Annotated in this window: 24 protein-coding genes and 1 riboswitch; of the genes, 13 read left to right on the forward strand and 11 right to left on the reverse strand. The window is 60.9% G+C overall.

All coding sequences use genetic code 11. The features are described from left to right. Positions 1-68: 68 nt before the first annotated feature. Entirely contained in the window at positions 69-488 is a 420-nt protein-coding gene (locus PMX70_RS04560; protein ID WP_117746174.1) for a peptide deformylase, read from the reverse strand. A 193-nt stretch (positions 489-681) separates the two neighbouring features. On the opposite strand from PMX70_RS04560, the gene PMX70_RS04565 reads away from it, so the two are divergent. Together PMX70_RS04565 and PMX70_RS04570 are read left to right on the forward strand one after the other, a co-directional pair. After that, positions 682-1,992, forward strand: coding sequence for an NCS2 family permease (locus PMX70_RS04565; protein ID WP_271743013.1), 1,311 nt, complete (start codon positions 682-684; stop codon positions 1,990-1,992). Between the two features lie 137 nt (positions 1,993-2,129). After that, the gene (locus tag PMX70_RS04570) at positions 2,130-2,795 is read left to right on the forward strand and encodes an alpha/beta hydrolase (RefSeq protein WP_271743014.1); all 666 of its coding nucleotides are present in this window, start codon (positions 2,130-2,132) and stop codon (positions 2,793-2,795) included. A 60-nt stretch (positions 2,796-2,855) separates the two neighbouring features. Here PMX70_RS04570 and PMX70_RS04575 read toward each other — a convergent pair whose 3' ends face one another. From PMX70_RS04575 to PMX70_RS04590, 4 genes are all read right to left on the reverse strand, one after another. Further along, positions 2,856-4,190: a uracil-xanthine permease family protein gene (locus PMX70_RS04575; RefSeq protein ID WP_271743015.1), complete on the reverse strand. Its 1,335-nt coding sequence runs from the start codon at positions 4,188-4,190 to the stop codon at positions 2,856-2,858. A gap of 122 nt (positions 4,191-4,312) precedes the next feature. After that, positions 4,313-5,446 (reverse strand): 5-methyltetrahydropteroyltriglutamate--homocysteine S-methyltransferase, encoded by a 1,134-nt coding sequence (locus PMX70_RS04580; protein ID WP_233539875.1) that lies wholly within the window; start codon positions 5,444-5,446, stop codon positions 4,313-4,315. A gap of 155 nt (positions 5,447-5,601) precedes the next feature. Then, on the reverse strand, positions 5,602-6,498 hold the full coding sequence (locus tag PMX70_RS04585; protein WP_089572921.1) for a LysR family transcriptional regulator: 897 nt from the start codon (positions 6,496-6,498) through the stop codon (positions 5,602-5,604). 10 nt (positions 6,499-6,508) lie between these two features. After that, a complete protein-coding gene (locus PMX70_RS04590; RefSeq protein WP_271743016.1) occupies positions 6,509-7,417 on the reverse strand; it encodes an HAD-IIB family hydrolase in 909 nt (302 codons plus the stop codon). Between the two features lie 61 nt (positions 7,418-7,478). Continuing rightward, positions 7,479-7,589, forward strand: a riboswitch (TPP riboswitch). A 51-nt stretch (positions 7,590-7,640) separates the two neighbouring features. On the opposite strand from PMX70_RS04590, the gene thiM reads away from it, so the two are divergent. From thiM to PMX70_RS04605, 3 genes are read left to right on the forward strand one after another with little or no spacing between them, the layout of a single operon-like run. Beyond that, positions 7,641-8,480 (forward strand): hydroxyethylthiazole kinase, encoded by an 840-nt coding sequence (thiM, locus tag PMX70_RS04595; RefSeq protein WP_271743017.1) that lies wholly within the window; start codon positions 7,641-7,643, stop codon positions 8,478-8,480. A 3-nt stretch (positions 8,481-8,483) separates the two neighbouring features. Further along, entirely contained in the window at positions 8,484-8,825 is a 342-nt protein-coding gene (locus PMX70_RS04600) for a thiamine-binding protein (protein ID WP_271743018.1), read from the forward strand. Beyond that, positions 8,822-9,517 (forward strand): thiamine phosphate synthase, encoded by a 696-nt coding sequence (locus PMX70_RS04605; RefSeq protein WP_271743019.1) that lies wholly within the window; start codon positions 8,822-8,824, stop codon positions 9,515-9,517. Before PMX70_RS04600 ends, PMX70_RS04605 begins: the two co-directional genes overlap by 4 nt. Before the next feature lie 162 nt (positions 9,518-9,679). On the opposite strand, the gene PMX70_RS04610 is transcribed toward PMX70_RS04605, so the two are convergent. After that, on the reverse strand, positions 9,680-10,549 hold the full coding sequence (locus PMX70_RS04610) for a patatin-like phospholipase family protein (RefSeq protein ID WP_271743020.1): 870 nt from the start codon (positions 10,547-10,549) through the stop codon (positions 9,680-9,682). Between the two features lie 329 nt (positions 10,550-10,878). On the opposite strand from PMX70_RS04610, the gene PMX70_RS04615 reads away from it, so the two are divergent. From PMX70_RS04615 to PMX70_RS04645, 7 genes are all read left to right on the forward strand, one after another. Then, positions 10,879-13,596 (forward strand): bifunctional diguanylate cyclase/phosphodiesterase, encoded by a 2,718-nt coding sequence (locus PMX70_RS04615; protein WP_271743021.1) that lies wholly within the window; start codon positions 10,879-10,881, stop codon positions 13,594-13,596. Between the two features lie 124 nt (positions 13,597-13,720). Further along, entirely contained in the window at positions 13,721-14,485 is a 765-nt protein-coding gene (locus PMX70_RS04620) for a GGDEF domain-containing protein (RefSeq protein ID WP_271743022.1), read from the forward strand. Then, a complete protein-coding gene (locus tag PMX70_RS04625) occupies positions 14,451-15,254 on the forward strand; it encodes a diguanylate cyclase domain-containing protein (protein WP_271743023.1) in 804 nt (267 codons plus the stop codon). The genes PMX70_RS04620 and PMX70_RS04625 overlap by 35 nt, the downstream gene beginning before the upstream one ends. 111 nt (positions 15,255-15,365) lie before the next feature. Further along, positions 15,366-15,986 carry a flavodoxin family protein gene (locus PMX70_RS04630; RefSeq protein WP_271743024.1) on the forward strand — a complete coding sequence of 207 codons (621 nt, stop codon included), beginning with the start codon at positions 15,366-15,368 and terminating at the stop codon, positions 15,984-15,986. A 186-nt stretch (positions 15,987-16,172) separates the two neighbouring features. Then, positions 16,173-16,514 carry an arsenate reductase family protein gene (locus PMX70_RS04635; protein WP_271743025.1) on the forward strand — a complete coding sequence of 114 codons (342 nt, stop codon included), beginning with the start codon at positions 16,173-16,175 and terminating at the stop codon, positions 16,512-16,514. An 86-nt stretch (positions 16,515-16,600) separates the two neighbouring features. Beyond that, positions 16,601-17,731 carry a CobW family GTP-binding protein gene (locus PMX70_RS04640; protein ID WP_271743026.1) on the forward strand — a complete coding sequence of 377 codons (1,131 nt, stop codon included), beginning with the start codon at positions 16,601-16,603 and terminating at the stop codon, positions 17,729-17,731. A 95-nt stretch (positions 17,732-17,826) separates the two neighbouring features. Continuing rightward, entirely contained in the window at positions 17,827-18,426 is a 600-nt protein-coding gene (locus PMX70_RS04645) for a tRNA (cytidine(34)-2'-O)-methyltransferase (RefSeq protein WP_271743027.1), read from the forward strand. Positions 18,427-18,455: 29 nt separating this feature from the next. Here the strand turns inward: PMX70_RS04645 and PMX70_RS04650 are convergent, their stop codons facing one another. The 4 genes from PMX70_RS04650 to PMX70_RS04665 all read right to left on the reverse strand — a co-directional run bounded on the left by PMX70_RS04650 (position 18,456) and on the right by PMX70_RS04665 (position 24,922). Beyond that, a complete protein-coding gene (locus PMX70_RS04650) occupies positions 18,456-20,951 on the reverse strand; it encodes an excinuclease ABC subunit UvrA (RefSeq protein WP_271743028.1) in 2,496 nt (831 codons plus the stop codon). Positions 20,952-20,961: 10 nt separating this feature from the next. Then, positions 20,962-22,080, reverse strand: coding sequence for an AAA family ATPase (locus tag PMX70_RS04655; RefSeq protein WP_271743029.1), 1,119 nt, complete (start codon positions 22,078-22,080; stop codon positions 20,962-20,964). A gap of 93 nt (positions 22,081-22,173) precedes the next feature. Further along, positions 22,174-24,177: a GTP-binding protein gene (locus PMX70_RS04660; RefSeq protein WP_271743030.1), complete on the reverse strand. Its 2,004-nt coding sequence runs from the start codon at positions 24,175-24,177 to the stop codon at positions 22,174-22,176. Positions 24,178-24,433: 256 nt separating this feature from the next. Further along, positions 24,434-24,922 (reverse strand): N-acetyltransferase, encoded by a 489-nt coding sequence (locus tag PMX70_RS04665; protein ID WP_271743031.1) that lies wholly within the window; start codon positions 24,920-24,922, stop codon positions 24,434-24,436. Positions 24,923-24,999: 77 nt separating this feature from the next. On the opposite strand from PMX70_RS04665, the gene PMX70_RS04670 reads away from it, so the two are divergent. Continuing rightward, entirely contained in the window at positions 25,000-25,296 is a 297-nt protein-coding gene (locus PMX70_RS04670) for a hypothetical protein (RefSeq protein ID WP_055310006.1), read from the forward strand. Between the two features lie 67 nt (positions 25,297-25,363). On the opposite strand, the gene PMX70_RS04675 is transcribed toward PMX70_RS04670, so the two are convergent. Then, positions 25,364-26,068 carry a class I SAM-dependent methyltransferase gene (locus tag PMX70_RS04675; protein ID WP_271743032.1) on the reverse strand — a complete coding sequence of 235 codons (705 nt, stop codon included), beginning with the start codon at positions 26,066-26,068 and terminating at the stop codon, positions 25,364-25,366. Between the last annotated feature and the right edge of the window lie 55 nt (positions 26,069-26,123).

Raw genomic sequence — 26,123 nt, forward strand, 5'->3', positions numbered from 1 at the left:
AAAAGCCCGGACATGACAACAATGTCACGCCCGGACCAAAAGAGACGAAGTGCGGTGCTTTGGTCCCCTTAGACCAACTTTCCTAGACAGTGGTCAATCATGTGTTGAATCATCTGCGCCTCGAAGCCCACAAAGTCCTGCTTGCGCTCGCGCATCTTGCCGTCGACGATCACGTCATAAGCGACCTTGCACTTGATATAGCGCGTGGACTTGGTGACCTCCTCGTGCGTCAGGCAGCTCTCCTCCATCTTGCTGGCGCCCAGGCCAAACACCAGACGGGGGTTGTAGAGCACGTGGGGCTCGCCGGCATCGTCCAGGTAGACGCAAACCTTCTTGGTAACGCCAATCTGGTTAGCGGCCAAGCAGCCGGCATCGTCGAGCGACTTGATGGTATCGATCAGGTCCTGAGCAACCGACTCGTCCTCGACAGTCGCAACCTCGCAACGCTGGGACAGGATAGCCTCGTCGTGGCAAAGCTCTTTAATCATACGTTCCTCCATAGGGGTCGTTGTAACCGCTTAAGTATACGGTACCCACACATTTTCATGCGAAAAATACCGTCCGTCTGCTACAAAGCGCCGAACATCAACATGCGAGGAGCATCAACCTTACAAAGGCGATATAGTAAGAAAGTTCGTGTCAATCGGCCTAAACTCGGGGCCGAACAAGGAAAGGGTATGCATGGACGAACTTTTTCACGTCAGTGAGCGCAAGTCCACAATCGGGACCGAACTTCGCGCTGGACTGACAACATTCCTGGCAATGGCCTACATCATCGCCGTCAACCCCGCGGTGCTCTCGGGCGCCGGCATCGATGCGGGAGCGCTCGCCTGCGCCACCTGCCTGGGCGCCGGCATCATGACCATCTGCATGGGCATCTTCGCTAACCGCCCGCTCGCCTGTGCGTCGGGCCTCGGCGTCAACGCGATGATCGCCGGCATCACCACCACCGTCTGCGGCGGCGACTGGCACGTGGCCATGAGCGTCATCTTCCTCGAGGGCGTCGTCATCCTGCTGCTCGTCCTTTGTGGCCTGCGCGAGGCCATCATGGACGCCATCCCCGTGGTCCTGCGCCACGCCATCTCGGTGGGCCTGGGCCTGTTCATCGCCATGATCGGCCTGTGCGATGCCGGCATTATCACCGCTGGCGCCGGTACACTCGTCGGTCTGGGCGACATCACCTCCCCCACCTTCATCGTCGGCATCATCTCCATCCTGGTGACGGTCGCCCTCGCCTGCCGCAACGTCCCCGGCTCGCTGCTCATCGGCATCGTCGTAGCCGTCATCGCCGGTATCCCCCTAGGCGTAACCCAGGCTCCGACCGGTATCATCGCCCCGCTCGACTTCTCGAGCATCGGTGGCCCCATCGCCGACGCCGGCGGCGTGCCCGCCATCGTCAAGGTCCTTACCGACCCCACGCTCCTTGTCATCTCGTTCTCGCTGCTCATGAGCGACTTCTTTGACACCATGGGTACCGCGATGGCCGTGGCCAAGCAAGGCGAGTTCCTCACCGACGACGGCAACGTCGAGAACATCAAGGAGATCCTGGTCGTCGACTCCGCCGCCGCTGCCGTGGGCGGCTTCATGGGCGTCTCCTCCATCACCACCTTCGTCGAGTCCACCTCTGGCGCCGCCGACGGTGGCCGCACGGGCCTCACCTCCGTCACCACCGGCGTGCTGTTTATCCTCGCCGCGTTCTTCTCCCCCGTCGTCTCCATCGTTTCCAGCGCCGCCACCTGCGGTGCCCTGGTCTACGTCGGCTACCTCATGATGAGCGAGGCCACCGAGATCGACTGGTTCGATGTCTCCGAGGGTTTCCCGGCGTTTATGATCGCCGCGGGCGTGCCCTTCACCTACTCCATCTCTGCCGGCATTGGCCTGGGCTTTATCGCCTACGTGGTCGTCGCGCTCTTTAAGGGCGAGGCTTCCAAGATCAAGCCGCTCATGTGGGTCGCATCCCTTGCTTTCCTCGTCTACTTCTTCGTAGCGTAACGGCATAGTCTGCCGAAGCAAAACAACAAGGCGCGGAGTCGCATCGAACGGCTCCGCGCCTTTCTTTTAGCGTCTGCCCCCGTGCCAGCGTGCGACAATTGAGGCTGTCAATATCACAACACCGAGAGAAGCCTGCCTTGGAAGCGCATCATAAGCAGATAACCGTTTATTCAGAGTGTGTGGAAGGCGCGCCCGTCATCTACCTCCCCGTGGTTATGGGCGACGGTAGTGAAGTCTACGAGCGCTGCCGAGAGCTCGACTGCCCGCCATTCACCCTTGTCGCCATTGGAGGGCTCGATTGGAATCGCGAGCTGAGCCCCTGGGAATGTGAGGGAACTATACGAGATGCCGAGCCCTTTGGCGGACAGGCTGCTGGTTTTCTTGACGAGTTGTTGAAGCAGATAATCCCAGAGGCCGAATCATCGCTCCCGCAACCGCCCGCCTGGCGCGGCGTTGCCGGCTACTCCTTGGCGGGTCTTTTTGCACTATGGGCACTTTGGCAAACAGATGTCTTTGAGCGCGCGGCAAGTGCATCGGGGTCGCTGTGGTTCCCCGGCTTTATCGACTACGCGCGCGAGCGCACGATGACAGCTACGCCCGACGCCGTCTATCTGTCACTCGGTAAAAAGGAAACCAAGACGCCCAACCGCATGATGCGGCACGTACTCGACGATACGCGCGCGATGGAAGAGCTGTTTATCGAGCGTGACATTCCAACAATGCTGGAGCTCAACCCCGGCAATCACTTTGCCCAAACTGACCTGCGCATGGCGCGCGGCATCCACTGGATACTGACGCATTAAAAATGGCGCCCACGCGTACATACGCATGGACGCCATTTTTAATTTGGCTGAACGCAGCTACTATTCAGCAGTCTCCTCAAGCTCGGAAGTATCGAACTCAAAGTCGTTACCGGGCAGGATGGCGTTGAGCACAATGCCCACCAGCGAGCCCACGGCAAGGCCCGAAAGCGAAATCGTCACGCCGCCCAGCTCCAGCACGATGGCACCGGCGGTACTGTAGGCAATGCCGAGCGAAAGCACGAGCACCAGAGCCGCCACCAGCACGTTGCGGTTGTTCTGGAAATCAACCTGGTTCTCGATGAGGTTACGCACGCCAACGGCGCTGATCATGCCGTAGAGCACGAGCGACACACCGCCGATAACGCACGCCGGCATGGCGGCAATCACCGCAGCAAACTTGGGGCAGAACGAAAGCACAATGGCGCAGCAGGCGGCAATGCGAATCACACGCGGGTCGAACACACGCGTCAAGGCAAGCACGCCGGTGTTCTCGCCATACGTCGTATTGGCGGGGGCGCCAAAGAGCGATGCCAAGATGGTCGCCAGGCCATCGCCGAGCAGGGTACGGTGCAGACCGGGATCGGCAATGTAATTGCGTTCGCAGGTAGAGCCAATGGCGGAAATATCTCCAATGTGCTCAATCATGGTCGCAAAGGCCAGCGGCATGATGGTGATGATGGCCGTCGTGGCAAGACCGCTATCGAACTGCGGTCCAAAGAGCGCAAACACGGTGTTGTCCCACACGACGGGCAAGCCAACCCAGGGGGCGGCTGCGACGCCAGAGAAGTCGACCTCGCCCAGCGCGGCCGCAACGGCATAGCTCACCACAACGCCCAGCAAAATCGGCACGATCTTGACCATGCCGCGCCCCCAAATATTGCAGATGACGATCACGGCCACAGCGACAACGGCAACAAGCCAATTGGTCTGGCAGTTGGCGATAGCAGAGCTTGCCAAGATCAGGCCGATGGAAATGACGATGGGACCGGTCACCACCGGCGGGAAGAAGCGCATGACGCGCTTGGCGCCAAAGGCGCGGAACAGCGCTGCCAGCACCGGATAGAGCAGGCCGGCGCAGGCAACGCCCAGACAAGCGTAGGGCAAAAGCTCGGCCTCGCCGTTGGGTGCAATGGCGGCATAACCCGCGATAAAAGCAAACGACGAGCCCAGGAACGCGGGCACCTTACCGCGCGATAGAAAATGAAACAGCAGTGTGCCGATGCCGGCGAACAGAAGCGTCGTCGAAACGGAAAGGCCGGTGAGCACGGGCACGAGCACCGTGGCTCCGAACATCGCAAACATGTGTTGCAAACCCAACACGAACATGCGCGGGCGGCCGAGCGACGATGCATCGTAGATGGCATCGGTGACGGCGGGCGTCGAGGATTGGGACATGGAAGTCCTTTCGAATGGAAGGGCGATCAGGCATATCGGATAACCTGCCCGAACGATACGATCCGAACCATTGTACGCGATATGCAGTACCTCGCACGCGCCGCCACCTGCAAACGCTAGCGCTATTTCCAAACGCGCTCGGCAATACGCCTGACCAGCGCAATCTTTGCCCACTGCTCGTCCTCGGTCAGCTTATTGCCAATCTCGCAGCTGGCAAAGCCACACTGCGGAGACAGATACAGATTCTCGAGCGGCACGTACTTTGCCGCCTCGCGGATGCGCTCGACGATAACATCCTCGTTCTCGAGCTCTGCCGCCTTGGTGGTCACCAAGCCCAGCACGACCTTCTTGCCGGGAGCAACATACTTGAGCGGCTCAAAACCACCGGCGCGGGGCGTGTCGAACTCCAGATAGAACGCGTCAACGTCCTCATGCGCAAACAGGTACGGCGCGATGGGGTCGTAGCCGCCCTCAAAAGCGTAGGTGGAGTGGTAGTTGCCGCGGCATACATGCGTGTTGATAACCAGATCGTCGGGCTTGCCCTCGATGGCGGCATTGTTGAGCGCCACGCCCAGCTCGCTTACCTTTTGCAGGTCGACCGGGCTCATGCCGGTTTTGGCAACAAAATCGGTATCGCAGTAGATGCCCCAGGTGCAGTCATCAAACTGGATGTTGCGGCAGCCCGCGGCATACAGGTCAGCAATCACGGTGCGGTATGCTGCGGCAATGGCATCGACGAGCTCTTCGTCGGTCTTGTAGACGGCGTGCAGACTCTCCTGCTGGCCATCGCAGCGGTCGAGTGTGACTTCGGAGAACGTCTGGATCGGCGCCGGAATGGTCTGGCGCGCGACCTGGCCCTCTCCCTCGAGCGACTTGATAAATTTGAAGTGCTCGACGAACGGATGATTCTCGCCGCTAATGGGACCGGTTACCACGGCGGTGTCGGCGGTAGTCTCCTCATCGTGGAACATGTAGCCCGTGCGCGAGGCGCGGCGCTCAATGCCGTTGAGGCCCCACATAAAATCGAGGTGCCAGTAGCTGCGGCGGAACTCGCCATCGGTAATCACCTGCAGGCCGGCAGCCTTCTGCTTGGCCACTAAGTCGCGGATGGCCTCGTCCTCGACGGCCTTAAGGCCGGAAGCGTCGAGTTTACCCGCGACATAGGCGGCACGGGCGTCCTTTACAGCCTGCGGACGAAGAAAGCTGCCGACGATATCGGCGCGAAACGGCGCGTTCGGTTGAATCGAAGTGCTCATAGATATCTCCCTTTGCATTGGTTGCTTTACTGGGACAGAGTATGAGCGCTCATATGGCCATCGTAAAATATGCGTTTATAACAGTTTGATATAGATGCTTCCTATATTAGTTGGGACTGCCATAAAGAGATTTGACCCGTGCAGAACGCAGCAGTCTAGATGTGCTGACGAATCGCTTCGATATAGGCCTGCCCGTAGCGCGTAAGTGTCGTGTTCTTGCGCGTGATGATGCCGATCTCCATGTACTCGTCTACATCGAGCGGAATGGAGATAATGCCGGGGCCGTTAAGTTCATGGCTGATCACGCCCGAACAAACCGTGTAGCCGTTAAGGCCCATAGCTAGGTTGAACAACGTCGCACGGTCGCGCACGCGGATATTCTTGCGACGCTCAAAGGTCGAGGTCAGCTCCTCGGAATAGTAAAACGAGTTATAGCTGCCCTGCTCATAGGACAGGAACGGGTAGTCCTCGAGATCTTCGAGCGTCACGCTGGCGTGGTCCGCCAGTGGATGGTCGGCGCATACAAAGACATGCGGCGTGGCGCAGAAGAGCCCCTCGAATACGAGTTCGTTGGCGGCGAGCATGCGCTCGATGACCTCGCGGTTATGCTCGGATAAGTACAGGATGCCGAGCTCGCTTTTCATATGCGCGACGTCCTCGATAATCTCGTGGGTCTGCTCCTCGCGCAGGGTAAAGTCGTAGCGCGCGGCATCGAACTCGCGGATCACATCGACAAATGCATTAACGGCAAAGGAATAATGCTGGCAGCTCACACTAAAGTGCGGCACCTGCTCGGACGTGCCTTTGTACTTGCCCTCGAGCAGGTCGGCCTGGTCGAGCACCTGGCGCGCGTAGCCCAAGAAGGTCTCGCCTTCCTCGGACACAATGACGCCCTTGTTGGTGCGCTCAAAGATGTGTACACCCATCTCGTTTTCGAGATCGCGAATTGACGCGGTAATCGAAGGCTGCGACACAAAGAGCCGGCGCGAGGCCTCGGTGATGCTGCCGCATTCGGCAACTTTGACGACATATCTGAGCTGCTGGAGCTTCATGGCTTTCTCCCTAGACGTTCGTGACGTCGAAACCCGTCGCGTCCATCTGACGCATAAACGACGGCATCTCCCCCGTCGCGGCGCAGGCGGCAATCTGATGCAGAGCCCCGGCAACCGCATCATCTGCCGCAGCGCCGATATGCCAGCGCGCGGCAGCCGTGACGGCCTCGTTGGCATTGGCGACTGCAACGGAATTGGGAACGGCATCGATCATGGGCAAATCGTTATCGGAATCGCCGAATACGGCCACCTCGTCGGGCGTCAGGCCCAAAGCGCGCGCCAGCTCCAGCGCAGCACAGCCCTTGTCCCAGCCGGTCGGAAGAACGTCGAACAGGCGCACGCGGTTGTTGGGAAACACGAGCGAGAGCTCCGGCACCTCGGCGGCAACACGCTCGCGCAGCTCGGCGAGTTCCTCGCGCGAACGGGCACTCCAGATATTCGCCTTGTATACCGGGGCATCGTCAACGACAGGGCGACAGGGAGCCTCTTCGCCCTTGAGCCACGCGTTGCCGCCTGACTCCATGGCGCGACGCACACGCTCGGGATCGCTTGTCACGCAATAGGCATCGTTATTCCAAAAGTTATCGCCTAAGCTGTAGACCTTCAGATACGTATCGTCGGTTTCTTCTTCCAGATAGGCGGCAAGACGCATGAGCGCATCGTTATCGGTCGCGCGCGAGGCAACCACTTCGCCATCGACAAACATAACCTGGCCGTTGCAGAATGCGCCGGTCGAAAAACACTCGGTACGATTATTGAACATCCAGCCCATCGCGGACGGCTGACGGCCCGAAACCGGGCCAAAGTGCAGACCCGCCGCCTGCATGGCATGAATGCCCTCGATGGCATAGTCGCTGGCGCCGTCATGCCCAGCTGGAATCAGCGTATCGTCCATATCGGTCAGCACAAGCTTGATCATAGACTCCCCCATTCGTCTCAGCCCCATCTATTGTACCGATGCGCTAGTATAGGGAACAACAGATTCGATGCGGGAGTGCCGGCGGTGCAAACCACAAGGCTGAGAGGGCATAGGGCCCAATCCTTTGAACCTGTCAGTTAATGCTGGCGTAGGGAGCATGCCGCCTTTACAGGGGCGCTGTCTATGCACAGCGCCCCTTTTCTATGCCAAGGAGGCATGTGCAGTGATTGATTCGGAACAGCTTAAGCAACATATGGTCAAGGCCGTAGAGGAGATTCGAGCCACCAATCCGATGGCCGGCTCCATCACCAACACGGTGACGATCGACTTTGTCGCCAACGCGCAGCTCGCCGTGGGCGGTTCGGCCGCCATGGTCTATCTGCCCGACGAGGGCGAGGCGCTCGTTGCCGGCGGCGGCGCCATCTATCTCAACATGGGCACGCTCTTCCCCATCTACGAGCAGACGATTCCCCGCGCGGCCAAGGCGGCACACGACGCCGGCAAGCCCTGGGTGCTCGATCCGGTGGGTCTGGGCATCGGTAGCCTGCGCACCCAGCTGGTAAACGAGCTCAAGCAGTACAAGCCCGCCATCGTACGCGGCAACGCCTCCGAGATCATCGCACTCTCCGGCCTGTGGGGTCTTGAGGGCGAGTCGGCCGATCTGAGCCGCGTGCGCGGTGTCGATACCACCGACACGGTCGACGCCGCCCGCGATGCCGCCGTGGCGCTCGCTCGCTACACCGGCGGCGCCGTTGTGGTCTCGGGCGAAGTCGACCTGATTACCGACGGCACGACCGTGGCCAAATCCCACGGCGGCAGCCCGCTCATGTCCAAGATCACCGGCTGCGGTTGCTCGCAGGGCGGCGTGCTGGCCGTGTACGCCTGTGCTACCGATCCGTTTACGGCAGCAGTCTGCGGCACCGCCGTCTACAACGTTGCCGGCACGCGTGCCGCCGCCGTCGCCAATGCCCCGGCAAGCTTTAAGGTCGCCTTTATCGACGAGCTCTACCGCGCAACCGCCCAGGATATTGCCGACAACCGACTCGAGCTCGAGGAGGCATAAGCCATGTCCGAACCCGCAACCAATGCCGGCATGAACACGCTCGTCGCCGTGGCCATCGCCCCATGCGGCACCGGCGACGAGCTGTCCGCCGAGGTCGCCGAGGTCGTGCGCGTCATTCGCGAGAGCGGCCTTCCCAACCGCACCACCTCGATGTTCACCGAGATTGAGGGCGACTGGGACGAGGTCATGCAGGTCGTGCGCGACGCGACCTTTGTGTTGGCGAGCAAGGGCATCCGCACCGAAGTCGTGCTCAAAGCCGATATTCGACCCGGATTTACCGACACCATGACCGGCAAACTCAAGCGCATGGAAGCACAGATCAAAAAGCAGGAGGAAGCACGATGAGCATCCGCGACAACCTTGATATCTCGGCCTATCTGGTACTCGGCCCCGAAAACACGCTGGGACGTCCCGTGGGCGATGTGGTAGCCCAGGCACTCGACGCCGGCTTTACCTGCATCCAGGTGCGCTCCAAGGTGGCAAGCGCCCGCGAGATCATCGCGCTGACGGGCGATGCCGCGCAGGCTATCGCTCAGGCCGGCAAGACCGGTCAGGTCGCCCTGTTGATCGACGACCGCCTTGACTGCGTACTCGCTGCGCGCGAGCAGGGCATCGCTGTCGACGGCGTGCACGTGGGCCAGAGCGACATTCCTGTCGAGGTCTGCCGCAAGCTTCTGGGGTCCGATGCCATTGTGGGCCTTTCGGCCCGTTGCGAGGAGATGCTCGAGTACGTCAAGACCGCCGACATGAGCTTGGTCGATTACCTGGGCGTGGGCCCGCTCCACGAGACCGAGACCAAGCGCGACTGCGGACGCGCGGCAGATGGCTCCATTATCACCAAGAGTTTTGAGGACCTGGCCGCACTCCATGAGGCAAGCCCCGTGCCCATCGTGGTGGGCGGCGGCGTCAAGACGGCCGACCTGCCGCAGCTCAAGACCACCGGCGTCGACGGCTTCTTTGTGGTGAGCGCCGTATGCAGTGCCGATGACCCCTACGCCGCGGCCAAGGAGCTCGTCGATACCTGGCAGCAGGCATAGGCCTATGCCGAGCAGTTGCTCCGCAGCCTCATATCTTTAATAGCGGAAAGCGCATCCCAGTTTGGACCTCCATTCTGGGATGCGCTTTCCGTATAGAGGGCCAGTGGGAAACTGCGTCCCAGTTTGAACACTGATTCCGGGATGCGCTTTCCGGCGTAGTCCCTACCCCGCCAGATACGCTTCCAGCGCGGGCAAGGTCGTCTCCGCATCACGACGGCCGATCTGGTAGATGCGCTCGAGCTCATCCGGTTCGCGACACAGCGACGGCACCTTCACCGATTCGCTCGGCCGCACCACAAAGATCTCGCCGGCAGCCTCGCGACGTGCCAGGTCATCGAGCGTGGCATTGTAGACCTCATGCCGATGCTCAAGCGCTGCGACAAACTCCGGGTAGTGACGGAACACGCGCCGCAGCATGGGCATCACGCTATTGGGCTGCTTTACAAAGCCCGCCGGCTGCGTCAGCACCACTACGTTGCGGTCATAGCCCTGCGCAAACAGCCAGGCGCTGGGAATGGAATCGGCAACGCCGCCGTCCAGATACTTATGCCCCTCAATGGCGACAGGACGCGTTGCCACGGGAATCGCCGATGACGCCCGGATCCACTCGATATCATGCTCATCACCGTAAGGCAGGTCATGGTAGACGGCCCGCCCCGTCTTAAGATCGGTGCACACGCAGGTAAACCGCATGGGGCAGGCACGATAAGCCTCCAGGTCGATGGGATCGCGCTCGATGGGAACCTCGTGATAGGCAAACTCGGCATTGAACATGTCGCCGGTTCGCAGCCAGCTCGTCACGCTCGCATAGCGCTTGTCGGCGCAATAGGCCTTGTTGTAGCGAATGGCACGGCCGATCTGGCGCGATTTAAAGTTGTAGCCAAACGCCGCGCCCGCCGAGACGCCCACCATATGGTCACAGGTCAGGCCGCACTCCATCCATACGTCGAGCACGCCCGCCGTATACATACCGCGGTAGCCGCCTCCCTCGAGCGCAAGCCCCACCGTGGGCGTCGTATCTGGCTGTGCCATGCGACCATCTCCGTTCCTGCGTTTTAAAACGAAACAAGTATACCCGTCAACATATATCGCCTCAGTCGCATTTTCATCGAACATCGTCGCGTTACCGTTTGGCGAATAATGGCGAATAATGGCCGCCCGCAACATGGGCGCCCCTACATAATTCCATACACTTGTTTATACTACTCAGTAGTTATCAGCAACGAACGTCAGCCGACAAATAAACCCAACGACGCAGCAAGGCGGGGGCTTGGAAACACGCGAGGCGTTGAGCAACAACGCGTGTGCACAACGAGCTCGCCCGACGCAATCCGCCCCGACCCCAGAAAGCCGCCTACAGCATGGATACCCCCAGCAATTACACTGAAACGCTCGAAAAGACCGTCCGCGACCTTCTCAAGCGTCAGGAGGATCTGGTCAGGACCGCCTTTACCGACCAGCTTACCGGGCTTGGCAACCGCGGCGGCTTTGCCCGTTCCCTCGAGGAGCTCTGGGAGCAGGACACCCCCGTTACCATGGCGTACATCGATATCGACAATCTCAAGCACTGCAACGACGTCTTTGGCCATGACGAGGGCAACCGCTATATTTTGCAGGTAAGCCTCTATCTCAAGCTGTATATGGAGGTGGACGAAGCGGCGTTTCGTCTGGGAGGCGACGAGTTTGCCATCCTGTCTACGATTGCAACCGAGGACGACCTCGCCGAACGTCTGGAACGCTGCCGATCGGTCCTGCTCAAAAACAACGATGCCGAGATGCCTCACTCGTTTAGCTACGGAGTGGCACACGCCGACCCCGCCCTGGGCGAAGCCCCCAATCGCTTGACGAACGATGCCGACCATCGCATGTACGACTACAAGCTACGTCATGCCGTGCACCTTGATCGACGCAATATCGCACAAGCCCACACCGACGACTTCGAAATAAGCGATCGAATTTTCGACGCCCTTTCGATGCTCAACGAAGGCCGCTATTTCTTTATCGAGAACTTGGACAAACATCGAACCCTTTGGTCACAAGGCGCCTTGCGCGATCTTGGTCTTCCTTCGGAGCATATAGACAACTGTCACGATTATTGGAAAACGCGTGTCCATCCCGATGACCTTGAGGCCTATACCAACGACATCGACCAAATCTATGACGGCTCCAAACATCGTCACGTCATGCAGTACCGCGTGCGCAATGCCGCCGGCGATTACATCCTCGGCCGTGCTCGCGGGTTTCGTATCGACGGCGACGGAAATGTCCCCTCGCTCTATGTCGGCGAGCTCGTCAACCACTCGCTTGCCGAGACCGTCGACGCCGCCACGGGCCTCGGAACGCAGCGCATGCTGGCCAACGCTATCGATGCCTGCCGTCGCGACCGTTGCCAGACGGGGCTTATAGCGGTGCGTGTTCGTGGCACGGCAAAGCTCAATGAGCTCTACGGGGCCGAGGCTGTCGACAACATGCTCGCCGAATACGCAGGCCGCATGCTGTCGATCACCCGCGGCAGGAGTCGTGTCTACCGTTCACGAAGCGTCCAGTTCGTCGTGCTCAGCAATAATTTGGACCACGAGGCATTCGAACAGCTGGTCCATCATCTTAAAGAGGCCGTTTTCGCTCCCGTCCAAATCGCGGGCGACACCATTACCCCCGTCTGTCTTGTCGTTCCGGCCTTTTACGAGCACCTGACCAATCAAACGGCCGCCGTTTTAGGCGAACTCGACCGTCGCATTCGCACGGCCGGCGGGCTTGTTCCCAACGACAGCCTCCCCATACCCGAGGTGGAGCGCAAGAGCGCCATCGCCGAACGCATCGATCCGCTCACGGGTCTCTATCGACCCAGCGAGTTTATGCGCCGCGCCAACGAATTTCTGGAGACAAGGCGCAACGGCGCCTGGTGTATCGCCACCGTCGACATGGGACATATGCGACTGTTCAACGAATGGCACGGACAGGCCGAGGGCGACCGCATGCTCGCCGATGTAGGCACGGTCCTCAAGGATATCGAGAATGCCGACATGGGCGTCGCAGGGTACTGGGGCCAAGACGACTTTTGCGTACTCATCCCCTTTGAGCACGTCGCTGTCCGTCAGATCTATAGCCGTGTTCGCGAGGCCGTGGCCAAGCATGATGACGGCGTGGGCTTCTGGCCGTCCATGGGCGTCTACCCCATCGACTCCAACGAGGAAATCACCATCGATGCACAGGCCAAGGCCATGTTTACCAATCGGCGCGCAAAAAACGACTTTAAGGATCGCATTGCCGTCTTTCGCCCCGAGGAATACAAGCGCGAGGTTGCGTTTCACCGCACCCTCACCGAGTTCCAGTATGCGCTCTCAAACGACCGCATCACCTACTACCTGCAGCCACTGGTTGATATGGAAACCGGCGAGATCATTGGCGCCGAGGCGCTCACACGCTGGATCGACAAAGATGGATCGTTAATTCCGCCCGCGTCCTTTATCCCGGCGCTCGAGGAAAGCGGCTTTGTGGTGACGCTCGACAAGTACATTTGGCAGGGTGTCGCCTCGTGGCTGCGCAAGCGCATCGATCGAGGACTTCGCGTGGTTCCGGTCTCGCTTAATGTGTCGCGCGTGGATATCCTTGCCTGCGACGTTGCCGAACATATGGGGGCGCTCGCCGCCCAATACAACCTACCGCCCGAGCTCATGCGTATCGAGATCACCGAGACGGCTTATACGGGGGAGTCCGAAGCCGTGGACAAACTGACAGCCGACCTGCACACCCGCGGCTTCTCGACCTATATGGACGATTTTGGCACCGGCCAGTCCACGCTCGCGATGCTCAAGAACGTCAACGTCGACGTCATCAAGCTCGATCGCACGTTTGTGCCCGCCGACGGCGATCAAGGCCGTAGCGCGCAAATCGTTTCATCAATGCTCGAGATGGCGCAGTCGCTCCATCTGCCCGTTGTGATCGAAGGCGTCGAGACCGATGAGCAGGCGAACGTGCTGCGCCAAATGGGCGCCCGCTACGCTCAGGGCTTTCTCTACTACCGCCCCATGCCGGCAAAGGATTTTGAGGCGTTACTCGATGGTGGCGACAACAACTAATACGCTCGTGCGCAAACGCCACCGTCGAGGGAGCGTTTGTTCCCATGAGCTAACTAATACCCCAATCTAAACCGAATTGGGAGTAAGATACAAACCATTGTTCCATCCAAGGAGGTCATCCATCATGAACGAGTCGTATCGCCTGGGCGAGCAATCAATCATCGCTCATCTTCAGCGGCTTGCGAACGGGGCCTCAACCACCGAGCTCGATGTTGCCGCGCTGCCCCCGGAGCTGTGCGCCATCGGCGAGCAGCTACAGAAGACATTTGCCATCCTGCAGCAAGAACGCGAGCTGCTTGAGCGCGGCGCCTATATCGACTCGCTCACCAATCTTGGCAACCGTGGCGGACTCGACCGCCATGTCGATCAGCTCTGGCGCAAAGGCACCCCCTTCACCTGCGCCTATATCGATATCGACCGCCTTAAGCATTGCAACGATAAGTTTGGCCACACCGAGGGCAATCGCTACATCCTGAGCATCTGCCGTGCACTCACCGAGACAATGGAGCCCGATGAGTTGCTGTTCCGTATCGGTGGAGACGAATTTGTACTTATATCCCCCACGACAGACGAAGCCGAGCTCGAGCAGCGCCTGGAGCGGACGCGTGCCAATCTTATCGAGGCAACATCGGACGGCAAGGCGCCCATGATCGCCAGCTTTAGTTTTGGCTGCTCGCGCGTCGACCCGCTTGCAGGCGATACGCGTCGCCAGATGACAAAGGACGCCGACCGCAAAATGTATCGCTACAAGCTCATGTACCGTGTGCAACAACCGGAAGAAGGCGATGCGCCGCAACGCCCGGTCACCGAACAACCCCCCCCCCTGCAACGACCGAGTGTTCCAAGCGATCTCCATGAGCTCCGAGACGCGCTATCCGTTCATCATTAACCTCGACACCGGCGAATCGCAATGGTCGGTTAATGCCGTGCGCGATTTTGACCTACCCTCCCAGCATCCCTACAACTCGCTCGATATATGGCTTGCCCGTGTTCACCCCGAGGACCGCGACAACGTACGCGCCGAGCTCGATATGGTGGTAAACGGCACGTGGCACTTCCACTGCATGCAGTATCGCGTCATGAATTCCGCCGGAAAATACGCACTTTGCGACTGCACGGGCTACCGCCTGGACGGCACCGATACCGAGCCCAACATGTATGTGGGCATTGTTACCAACCGAAGCTTGGCAGATACGACCGATTCCGTGACCGGCCTGGGCGATATCCACGCCCTGGTCAACGCCATTGGCGAGATGCGTCGCGTGGCACGAAACGCGGGCTTGGTCGCCATTAAAATCGACGACATCGCCAAGGTCAATGCCCGCTTTGGCTTTGATGCGGGCGACCGCGTTTTGGCAGAAAGCGCCGCCTGCCTCATGGATTGCTCGCGCGGCAAGGGTCGTCTGTTCCGCTCGACCGGACCGATGTTCGTGGCGCTCTTTGACGAGCTCGATCCCGAAGAGACCGACGCGGTCGCAGACGAAATCGAGCGGTTCTTGGGATCGCCCGTGCTCTTGGGCTCATTTGAATATCAGCCGCCCCTTCGCGTGGCCACGCTTCATCTGGACGCCGTCGACCGACAGCCCGTTTCCATTTTGAACGAACTCAATGCGCTGATTAAAGAGGCGCCGCAGGTACCGGGCACCAAGCTGGACTAGCGACGTAGGGCGCGATGTGAAACACAAGCCGTTTCGCATCGCGCCCCGCGCCATCTGCCCTCTCGTGCGATAATCCTCCGCAGAAGTCACCGACAGCAGAGGGAGTTTGTGATGAAGGTTCTTTTGGTCAATGGCAGCCCCAAGGCAAACGGCAACACCGCCCGCGCACTCGCCGAGGTCGCCGAACAGCTCAACGCCGAAGGCATTGATACCGAGGCGTTTCAGCTAGGCGCCAAGCCCATTCGCGACTGCATTGGCTGTGGCCAGTGCGGCAAGCTCGATTGCCGCTGCACCTTTGACGACGACGTGAACGAGCTGATCGCTGCCGCCGAGCAGGCAGATGGCTTTGTCTTTGGCTCCCCCGTCTACTATGCGCATCCCAGCGGACGCATCCTCTCGGCTCTCGACCGCGCATTCTATGCTGGCAGCAAGGCCTTTGCGCACAAACCGGGCGCCGCTGTCGCCGTCGCCCGCCGCGGCGGCACGTCGACCACCTTCGATGTACTCAACAAGTACTTCACCATCAACCAGATGCCGGTGGTTGCCTCCACCTACTGGAACAACGTCTTTGGCGCCCAGCCGGGCGAAGCCGCCCAGGACGCCGAGGGCTTGGCCACCATGCGAAACATCGGCAAAAACATGGCCTGGCTGCTGCACTGCATCGAGGCGGGAAAGGCCGCCGGCATCGAGGCCCCCAAGGCCGATCGCGCCAGGACCAACTTTATTCGATAAGTCCAGCGGTGGTCACCTCGATGTTCTATCAATGTCAGCGAAAAGCCAGCTGATGAGGCAAGGTGCCTTGAAAGAGGAGGGCGCTGGGCTTTTGCCCGCGCCCGACGATTGAAAGGCAGATTGCCCATCAGATGGCTTTGCAGCGTCGAGGTGACCGCCGTTCGTTAGAACGGCGGAACAAATAATATGAACGTGCAAATCTTCGGCACCAAAAAGTCCTTCGATACCAAGAAGGCCCAGCGCTATTTTAAGGAGCGCCGCATTAAGGTGCAGTTTATCGACCTGAAGAAAAAGGAGATGAGCAAGGGCGAGCTCACGAGCGTGATGCAGGCGGTCGGCGGCATCGACAAGCTGCTCAACCCCAAGGCCAAGGACGAGGAGACGCTCGCACTCATCCAGCACCTCACCCCCAGCCAGCGCTTCGATAAGCTGCTCGAGAACCAGCAGGTTCTGGCCGAGCCCATCGTGCGCAACGGCAAGAAGGCCACCGTCGGCTATTGCCCCGACGTGTGGGGAGCCTGGGAGTAGCCTGTGTTATTTGTTGGCGCGTGGGTATAAGAGCAAGCGTTTGGCATAAGATTCAACTGTAAGCCATGTCTAACAAAGGAGGGCACATGCCCAACAAACCCGTGAAGATCATCATGCTTACCGGCTACCTCGGTGCCGGCAAGACTACGTTGCTCAACCACCTCCTCGCCAACGACGGCGGCATCCGCGCCGCCGTGATCGTCAACGATATCGGCGAGATCAACGTCGACGCCAGCCTCATCGCCGACGGCGGCCTTTCCGAGACCGACGACCTCATCCCGCTCACCAACGGCTGCATCTGCTGCACGCTTTCAGACGACCTGGCCAACCAGCTGCAGGGCATCGCCGATTCGGGCGACTTCGATTACATCATCATCGAGGCCTCGGGTATTTGCGAGCCCATCCCCATCGCCTACACCATCTCGAGCTTCTGCGACGAGGCCAAGGTGGGCGGCCAGCCCAAGCTTGCACTCGACAACATCGTGGCTGTGGTCGATTGCGCCCGCATGTACGACGAGTTCAACGGCGGCCGCGACCTGTTGGCCGAGGATATCGACGAGGACGACATCGAGAGCCTGCTCATCCAGCAGATCGAGTTCTGCTCCACGCTGATCCTCAACAAGACCGATACCGTGAGCCCTGAGCAGATCGCCGAGCTCAAGGCTATCGTGCGCAGCCTGCAGAAGGACGCCGTGATTGTCGAGGCCCAAAACGGCGAGGTCCCCATGGAGGAGCTGCTCGACACCGACCGCTTCGACTTTATGCGCGCCTACAACTCCGCCGCCTGGATCGAGGCCATGGAGCATCCCGAGGAGCACGACGACCCCGAGGTGCTCGAGTACGACATCGAGACCTTTGTGTACTCGCGCCGCAAGCCGTTTGACCTGCAGAAGTTCACCGATTTTGTTAAGCAGGAGTGGCCCGACGAGGTCATCCGCGTCAAGGGTCCGCTGTGGCAGACCGGCGATCCGGACATGTGCTACATGTTCGAGCAGGCCGGCCACCAAATGCGCCTGATGGAGAACGGTCTGTTCGTTGACTCCGCGCCCGAGGGCGAGAAGCAGAAGATCATCGACGAGAACCCCGAGATCATGCAGATTTGGGACGACGAGACGGGCGACCGCATGACGAGCCTGTGCATCATCGGCCGTCACATGGACAAGGATGCGCTCATCGCCTCCCTCGATGCCTGCCTGACCGACTGGCACCGCGCCTAGATTTATCCAAGCGGGCATTTTTTCGCCTACGTAACCGCCAAACCACCACGAAGGTGCCCTTCGTGGTGGTTTTTCGTTCTGAGCCAAGGAGATTCATGTTCAACATTGTGCTGTATGCGCCCGAGATTCCGGCCAATACGGGCAATATCGGCCGCACCTGCGTGGTTACCGGCGCCCGCCTGCATCTGGTGGAGCCGCTGGGGTTTTCGCTCGACGACAAGACGGTGCGTCGCGCCGGCCTGGGCTACTGGCAAAATTTGGACGTGACGACCTATGCCGGCTGGGAGGATTTCCTTGCGCGCAACGGCCTCTCCCCCGCCGACGAACGCCTGCATCTGCTGACCAAAAAGGCGCGCCGCACCTATGCGCAAAGTACCTACCGCGACGGTGACTTTTTGGTCTTTGGCAGCGAGAGCTCGGGGGTTCCCGAGCCACTGCTTGCCGCGGCGCCCGAGCGCTGCGAGCGCATCCCCATGTTGCGCGATTGCGACTCGCTCGAAAACGCCGACGCCTGGGAGGCCCACGAGGAGTCGCTCGGGCATACCGAGGACAGCCACGAAGCCATCCTTCGACAGGATATCTGCGGCAACTTCGTCGACCCGGACGACTACCGCATCAGCGCTCTCAACCTCTCCAACAGCGCCGCCATCGTCCTCTACGAGGCCCTGCGCCAGACAGGCTTTCCGGGAATGTGACAAAGGAACTGTCCCTTTGTCACATTCGGTTATAGGTAGCGGCCGGTGATGCTTGCGGGGCAGGCCACGATGTCGCCCGGCGTGCCGGCGCAGACGATTTGCCCGCCCGCGTCACCGCCGCCCGGGCCCATGTCGATCACATAGTCGGCGTTGCGGATAAGGTCGAGGTCGTGTTCGATCACGACAACTGTGGCGCCCTTGGCGACGAGGCCGTCGAACACACTCAGCAGCACCTGAACATCGAGCGGGTGCAGGCCAATTGTGGGTTCGTCGAACACGAATACGGCATCATCCTGCACGCGGCCCATCTCACTCGCGAGCTTAAGACGCTGCGCCTCGCCGCCCGAGAGCGCCGGCGTGGGCTCGCCGAGCGTGAGATAACCCAAGCCCAGGTCGTGCAGGGTCTGTAAGCGCGCCTGAACTTTCTTGAGCCCCACCGTAGCGTCGAGGGCCTCGTCCACACTCATGTCCATGAGCCGCGGCAACGTAAGCAGGCTCCCGTCCTTGCCCTCGCGATGGATATGCGAGGCCGCGTCTGCATAGCGTGAGCCGCGACATGACGGGCAGACGATCTCGACATCGGGCAAAAACTGCACGTCGAGCGATATCGAACCCGTGCCATCGCACGTAGGGCAGCGCAAGGCGCCGGTGTTGTAGCTAAAGGCGCCCGCCTTGTATCCCGCCGCCTTAGCCTCGGGCGTGCGGGCGAAGGCGCGACGCAGCTCATCATGGATGTCGGCATAAGTTGCCACCGTCGAGCGCACGTTGGCGCCGATAGGCGTAGCATCAATCAGATTTGCACGGGCAATGCCCTCGGCGTCGATCCAGCGCACATGGCTTGGCAGGCGCTCGCCAGTTGCCTGAGCCTTGAGCGCCGGGATGAGCGTCTCGAGCACCAACGTCGTCTTACCCGAACCCGAAACGCCCGTCACCGCGACCAAGCGACCGCGCGGGATATCGACTTCGAGCGGTTTGACGGTATGGATGGCATCGGTCGCCATGCGGATATGGCCCCGGTCGAACATTTCGTCGTCAGCCACCTGCGGCCGCAAGCGCTTGGGCTCCGAGCGCAAAAACGGGGCGATGCGGCTGTCCTGCGATTGCTCGACCTCATCCACCGTACCGGCGGCGATCACATTACCGCCGCCCGCTCCGGCAACGGGGCCCATCTCGACCAGATAATCGGCTTCCGCCAATACGCGCGTGTCGTGGTCGACAACGACCACGGTGTTGCCGTCATCCACCAGATCGCGCATTACGCCTACCAAGCCGTCGACATTGGCAGGATGCAAGCCGATCGAGGGCTCGTCAAGCACATACAGCACGCCCGTCGAGCGGTTGCGCACCACGCGGGCAAGCTGCACGCGCTGGCGCTCACCCGTGGAGAGCGTAGCACCGGCGCGGTCGAGCGAGAGGTAATCGAGCCCCAGGTCGACCAGGCGACGAGCCGCGCTCAAAAACGAATCGCAGATATCCGTCGCCATGGGCTGCATCTCGGCCGGCAAGGATGCGGGCACCCCGCGCGCCCACTCAATCGCCTCACCCAGCGTCATGGCCGCGGCCTGCGCCAGATTGATACCACGCACCTGGGGCTGGCGCGCAGCCTCGGAGAGACGCGTGCCGCCACAGTCACGGCACGGGCCCTCGCGCAAAAAGCGAGCCACGCGCTTAAGTCCCTTGTCGTCCTTAACCTTGGCGAGCGCATTCTCGACGGTATAGACGGCGTTGTAATAGGTGAAATCGAGCGGCGTGGCGCCCTCGCCGTTTTTGGGAACGTAGAGAATGTGCTTTTTAACCGCCGGACCGTGGAACACGATGTCGCGCTCTTGAGGCGTGAGCTGGTTAAACGGCACGTCGGTGCGCACGCCCATCTCGCCGGCTACCTGCTTCATCAGATCCCACATGAGCGTACCCCAGGGAAGCACCGCGCCTTCGTTGATGGTCTTTGACTCGTCGGGCACCAGGCTCGCTTCGTCCACCTCGCGCATGACACCGGTGCCGCCGCAGGTAGGGCACGCACCGCCGCTGTTAAAGGCAAGGTCCTCGGCACTCGGCGCGTAGAACTCGCGGCCGCATGCGGGGCACGTGAGCGACAGGCCCGCAGCCACGTTAAGGCTCGGCTCCACACGCGCCCCGCAATGTGGGCACACGTGATGGGCACAGCGGCTAAAGAGCAAACGCAGACTGTTGTTGAGCTCGGTCATGGTACCAAAGGTCGAGCGCACGCCTGGCACACTGGGACGCTGATGCAACGCGAGTGCCGCCGGCACGTGCAGCACCTCGTCCACCTGGGCGTGCTCGGCCTGCGTCAGACGACGGCGGGTATAAGCGCTGAGCGCCTCCAAGTAGCGGCGCGAGCCCTCGGAATAAAGAACCCCCAGCGCCAGCGAGCTCTTGCCTGAGCCCGACACGCCGGCAATACCCACGAGCCTTCCCAGCGGGATATCGATATCGATGTTCTTGAGGTTATGGACGCGCGCGCCACGTACCTCGATAGCCTGCGGGCTCATCTTCTGTTCCGTCACCTTTATCACCCTACTCGTGCCATAAAATGCGGTCGCGAATGTACTTGCCCAGCATGGGCACGGTAAACCGGACGAGGCCGTATCCGGCAGCCTCGATGACGCGCTCGCGAATCAGGCTTGCGCGATATTTACTCGCCCAGCTCTGAGTGCGATCGCAGCGCTCAATGATATCCGCCATGCGAGTCGGTTTGTCCTCGTCAACCGCCATGGCCTCGATAAAGAGGCGCTGGGGGCTACGCAGCCCGTAATACAGAGGTGCGTCGACCGCTTCATAGAACTCGGAGACGGCATCCGCATGGCCAGCCTCGACATCGCACGCTTCAATGACCTGCGAATTGCGCCGGACAGCAGAGCGCCACATGTAATATCCCACCAGCTGAACCATATAGGGATGCCCCATGCTCTTGTGTGCCGCAAGGTCCGCCGTCTCCGCATCAACGTAAAGACCGGCGTCCTTGACCGTCTGGACATATGAATCGCGCACCTTGGGCAAAGAAATCGCCCCCAGCGCACGCTGCTGAGCACGGCGCAAAAACGTCACGCTCGGCTCTTCGAGCAGGTCGTCAACCATACTGGGCAAGCCGGCAAATACCAGCGCAAGACCGCGCTGGTCGCTATCGGACAGGCCCGTAGCATCCTGATCTCCGAGCACCTGCTGATAGAGAACGGCAAGAGCCGCCAGTTCCTCGATAGACGCAGATTGTGCCTCGTCAATCGCAAACAGGATGCCCTTACCTGGACCGAGCTTCTTGAGGCGCTCGTTGACCAGCCCTCGCAGCGTCTCGCCTTTTGCCCGCGCCGCCTCGACCGACATCCGGCCAAACGACGGCCCAAACTCCATTGACGTCACAACGGGTTTATTCGAGCGAAGCGCGTCGGCCAAGCGGTCGCATAAGCCAAGCGAAGCGGAATCGGAGACAACCGCCCATCCGCGCTCGCCGGCCAGACGTTGCAGCTCCCTCAGGAGAACCGTCTTGCCACAGCCGCGGTTTCCCGTAATGAGCATGAGCCTGCCCGGCGCTCCGGCGCCGTTATCGAGCCCTTCCTCAAAATCTTCGATGACCGACTCGCGACCAATGAGTATCGGAGGGCGCTTGCCAGCCGTTGGCTTAAAGGGATTTGGATTCATGTCGGCCTCCTCGGATTGGCAAACGCTGCCTATAGTTATACCAACTTATACCGAGTTATACCAACAGCAGGTGACAAAGAGGCCGCCCTTCTATCACCTATGGCCGAAAAACTCGGCGTCTGCTGCTCGCCAGGGGCGGAAGGTGGTGGGATCGATCTTTACGTGCGCCGCGGCGGGTACGTCGTACCATTTGACCGTGTAACCGGCGCCGTGAGAGCAAAAGACCGAATCGGGCGTGTTGGGCAGATCGGCCTCGGGCTCGTAGGCGGCCGTCTCGATGACGCGCTCGGCATCATGGCAAGCCGCATAACCGGCGAACTCCAGGTACAGATGACCGCGACCGCTCGTGTAGGCAGCCACCTCCAGCGCGTAATCCTGCACCTCGGATGCCGGCACGCGACCCACAAGCTTCGCCCGGTCGCCCGCCATCGTCGGCGGCTCGTACTCGGCACCCATGCGCGTGGCATCCGAGAGCGCCCGGCCAACGCACTCCCCTGGCACCTCGAGCTCAAAGCGATACCACGGTTCCAACAACACCGCCGCGCCGGCCTCACGCGCCTGCATGAGTCCCTGGCGAATCGCGCGGTACGTGGCCTGGCGAAAATCGCCACCCTCGGTGTGCTTGGCATGCGCACGCCCGCCCGTGAGCGTAATGCGCACATCGGTGATGGGCGAGCCGGTCAACACGCCCAGGTGATCGCGCTCCATAGCGTTGGTGAGCGCCAGACGTTGCCAGTTAAGATCGAGCTCATCGGTCGAGGTCACGGTGCCAAAGTGCACGCCCGAACCCGCTGGCAACGGCTCCAGACGCAGATGCACCTCGGCATAGTGGCGCAGTGGCTCAAAGTGGCCCACGCCCTCGACCGGCTGCGAAATAGTCTCCTTATAGAGAATGCCGCCAGGCTCAAACGCAATCGATAGACCAAAGCGATCTGCCAACACCCGCTGCACGACCTCGAGTTGCACAGCGCCCATCAACTGCAGGTGAATCTGCTCAAGATGCGTATTCCAGCTTACGCCGAGCATGGGATCTTCGTCCGCCAACTCACTCAATGCTTTGAACACCGTATGGACGTCATGTTCGCCCGGCAGCACCGTATAGGTGAGGACTGGCGCAATGACGGGCGCATCGCCCGCGGGCTCCGCGCCCAGGGCGTCCCCTGGGCGAACGTGCGCAAGACCCGTCACGGCACAAATACCGCCAGCAGCAACTTCTTGCGCAAGCTCATACTTCTCGCCGTTATAGATGCGTACTTGATCGACCTTCTGCTCCCATGCCTCGGCACCGGAACGTCCGTCAATCATCTGCTTGGCGTGCAGCGTGCCGCCGGTCACTTTAACCCAAGCCAAACGCTCGCCGCGATCTCCGCGGCTGACACGATAGACGCGCGCGGCAAACTCCGGGGGCCACGCCTGTTCACGCATCAGCGCGCATATGCCATCCAGCAGCTCGTCCACGCCTTGGTCCTTGAGCGCCGAGCCGGCAAAGCAGGGAAAGAGCTTGCGCTCGGTAACCATGCGCGACAGCGTTGCGACGGAAAGCTCACCCGCTTCAAGAAACTCCTCGAGTGCCGCCTCGTCCAACGCAGCAGCATCCTCCTGAACGGCACCGCCCGCCAGCAGCTCGTTGGCATCCAGGCAGCCCTCGGAAAGACGCTGCCCCAGCTGTGCCAGCAAAACATCGCGACCGGGATTCTCCAAATCGATTTTGTTGATAAAGATGAACGTCGGAATGTCATAGCGCGCAAGCAGGCGCCACAGGGTTTCGGTGTGCCCCTGCACGCCATCGTTGGCGCCCACAACCAAAATCGCATAGTCGAGCGCGCGCAGCGTGCGCTCCGCCTCAGCCGAAAAATCGACGTGGCCGGGTGCATCCACGAGCATGACGTGGGTATCGCCGTGGTCGAGCACGGCCTGCGACGAGAAGATCGTAATGCCGCGCTCGCGCTCGATCGCGTTCGTGTCCAGGTGCGAATCGCCATCGTCCACGCGGCCGCGCTTGCGAATGCGACCCGCATTGAACAACATGGCCTCGGCCAACGTGGTCTTGCCGGCATCGACATGCGCCAAGATTCCAACGACCGCTTGCTTCGACATGGCTCTCCTCTTATTACAAGCCCATCGCACGCGGCAAAGGGCACCCTCGTTCCACACTGGATGATACAATTTACGGGCCGGTGGGCGAAGCGGGCCCTATCCCCCGACCGAGCTCATCGCCCCGCGTTGCCGCGCGGCGATTTTCGCAGGTTCGCGCCTTGCGAAAGCCGGCATCTCCCCTTAACAGCCCAGCGATCAAAAAGGCCCCACTCGGGGCCATTTTCATGTACATGATTGCTGATACGCGTCCCCGCTCTTATGCCTCGCGAAGCCAGTCAAACGCAACGCGCGGCGTGCCGTCCGACACATACACGACGCCGGCGCGCTCGAACCCCGCCTTAACGATCGCGCCTTGCATGGGCAGGTTGTCCGCGTGCGTGTCGATACGCAGGTGGTCGGCGCGCTCCTTGGCAAAGGCAAACGTCGCAGCAGCGATGCCGTGCACGGTGCCGTCGGATGCCACGCGGTGCAGCACGGCGTACGGAGTGTCGCTACGCCATTGACCGTCCTCAATCACGTCATAGCACTCGTCCGGCCCCGGCAAAAAGGCAAACGTCGCCACCACGCGACCGTCGACTTCGCACACGTAACTGCCACCAGCGGCAATATCGGCAGCCAGCTGCTCGGCCGAAGGCGTGCCCTCGGGCCACTGCGTGGCGTTGCCATGTGCGCGCATAAAGGCGCGAGCCGCGTCATAGATAGCCATGACGGCGGGGGTGTCGGTATCGAGGGTTTTTCTGATCATCACGCGGCGACCTCACGTTTATTGGTATCACTTTGATTGAGCAATGATACCAACGTTTGGAGAGGGGCGCGAAGCGGATGGGAAGCAAAAAGCGAGCCGCCTGGTCAAAGGCCAAAAGCGAGTTTTTGGGCGCTGCCACCGGCGGCGATATGAGCGACCTGTTTGCGCGCGAGGACGAGCGCCGCGACGCCCTGGACGCCGAGCGCGATGAGGCCTGGCGCTACAAGTCGTGCGAGCGCAAAAACCGTTACGACACACGCGCCGAGGCCGAAGCAGTTATGGCCGACTGCGAAAACCGCGGGCGGCGTGGTTTGGCCTGCTACAAATGCGAATACTGCGGCGGATGGCATTTGACGTCGCATCCCTGGAAATAGGGCCTGCGTCGGCGCGGCGCTGACGCAGCGGCACAGCACCGGCGCAGCGCCGGCCATCGCACACAAGCTACGGGCGCGGCGGCACCAAAACATCGTAACGAACGGCTTTGCCCGCAAGCTGATAGCTCGGCTTAACGCCGGCAAGCAGCGGCCCCTTCACCGGCCGCTTGATAACGACCTTGCGCGGCCGCACCGCAAGCGCAGCTTCGACCAGCGTCTCTTCATCGGCGCACGGCCGCTCCAAATGGTGCAGGAGTTGGAACTTCTTTTTGACCGCCGCGCTCTTGGTGCGCTCGGGAAACATGGGGTCCAGGTACACCACGTCGGGAGCCGTAAGCTCACCCTGCTCGATTAGCTCAGCCGTATGGCGAAGGCCGGCAATGCTGTCCTTGCCCGCATGCAAGTGCATGCGCGCCACGGCATCCGCAAGTGCCGGATCATCTGCCGCGCGATCCAAAGCATCCTGCAGCAGCGCCGCGATCACGCAATCCTGCTCATACAGATCGACGGTAAAGCCCGCGGCCGCTAGCAGCAGCGAGTCCTCGCCAAAGCCTGCCGTAGCGTCAATCGCCCAGGGGCTCTCAATGCCTTTTGTGCGCGCGACCTTCACCAACAGCTCTTGCTGCAGACGGCCCTGCTTGAGCCGTGGGCGCATGCGGGCAAAATCGGCACGTAGCTCCATCGTGCCGTCGGTGAGCGTGAGCCCCTCGGGCTTCTCGGTCAGCTCTAGCCCTGCGGCCCGAGCAACAGAAAAGGGATCGACGACGCCCATGGGCACTCCTTCACAAGCAAAACGAATACGCAGGCGCCGTGTCCGTCGGCACCCA

The organism is Collinsella aerofaciens (genome assembly GCF_028206795.1).
In the GTDB taxonomy this organism is placed as follows: Bacteria; Actinomycetota; Coriobacteriia; order Coriobacteriales; family Coriobacteriaceae; genus Collinsella; species Collinsella aerofaciens_AX.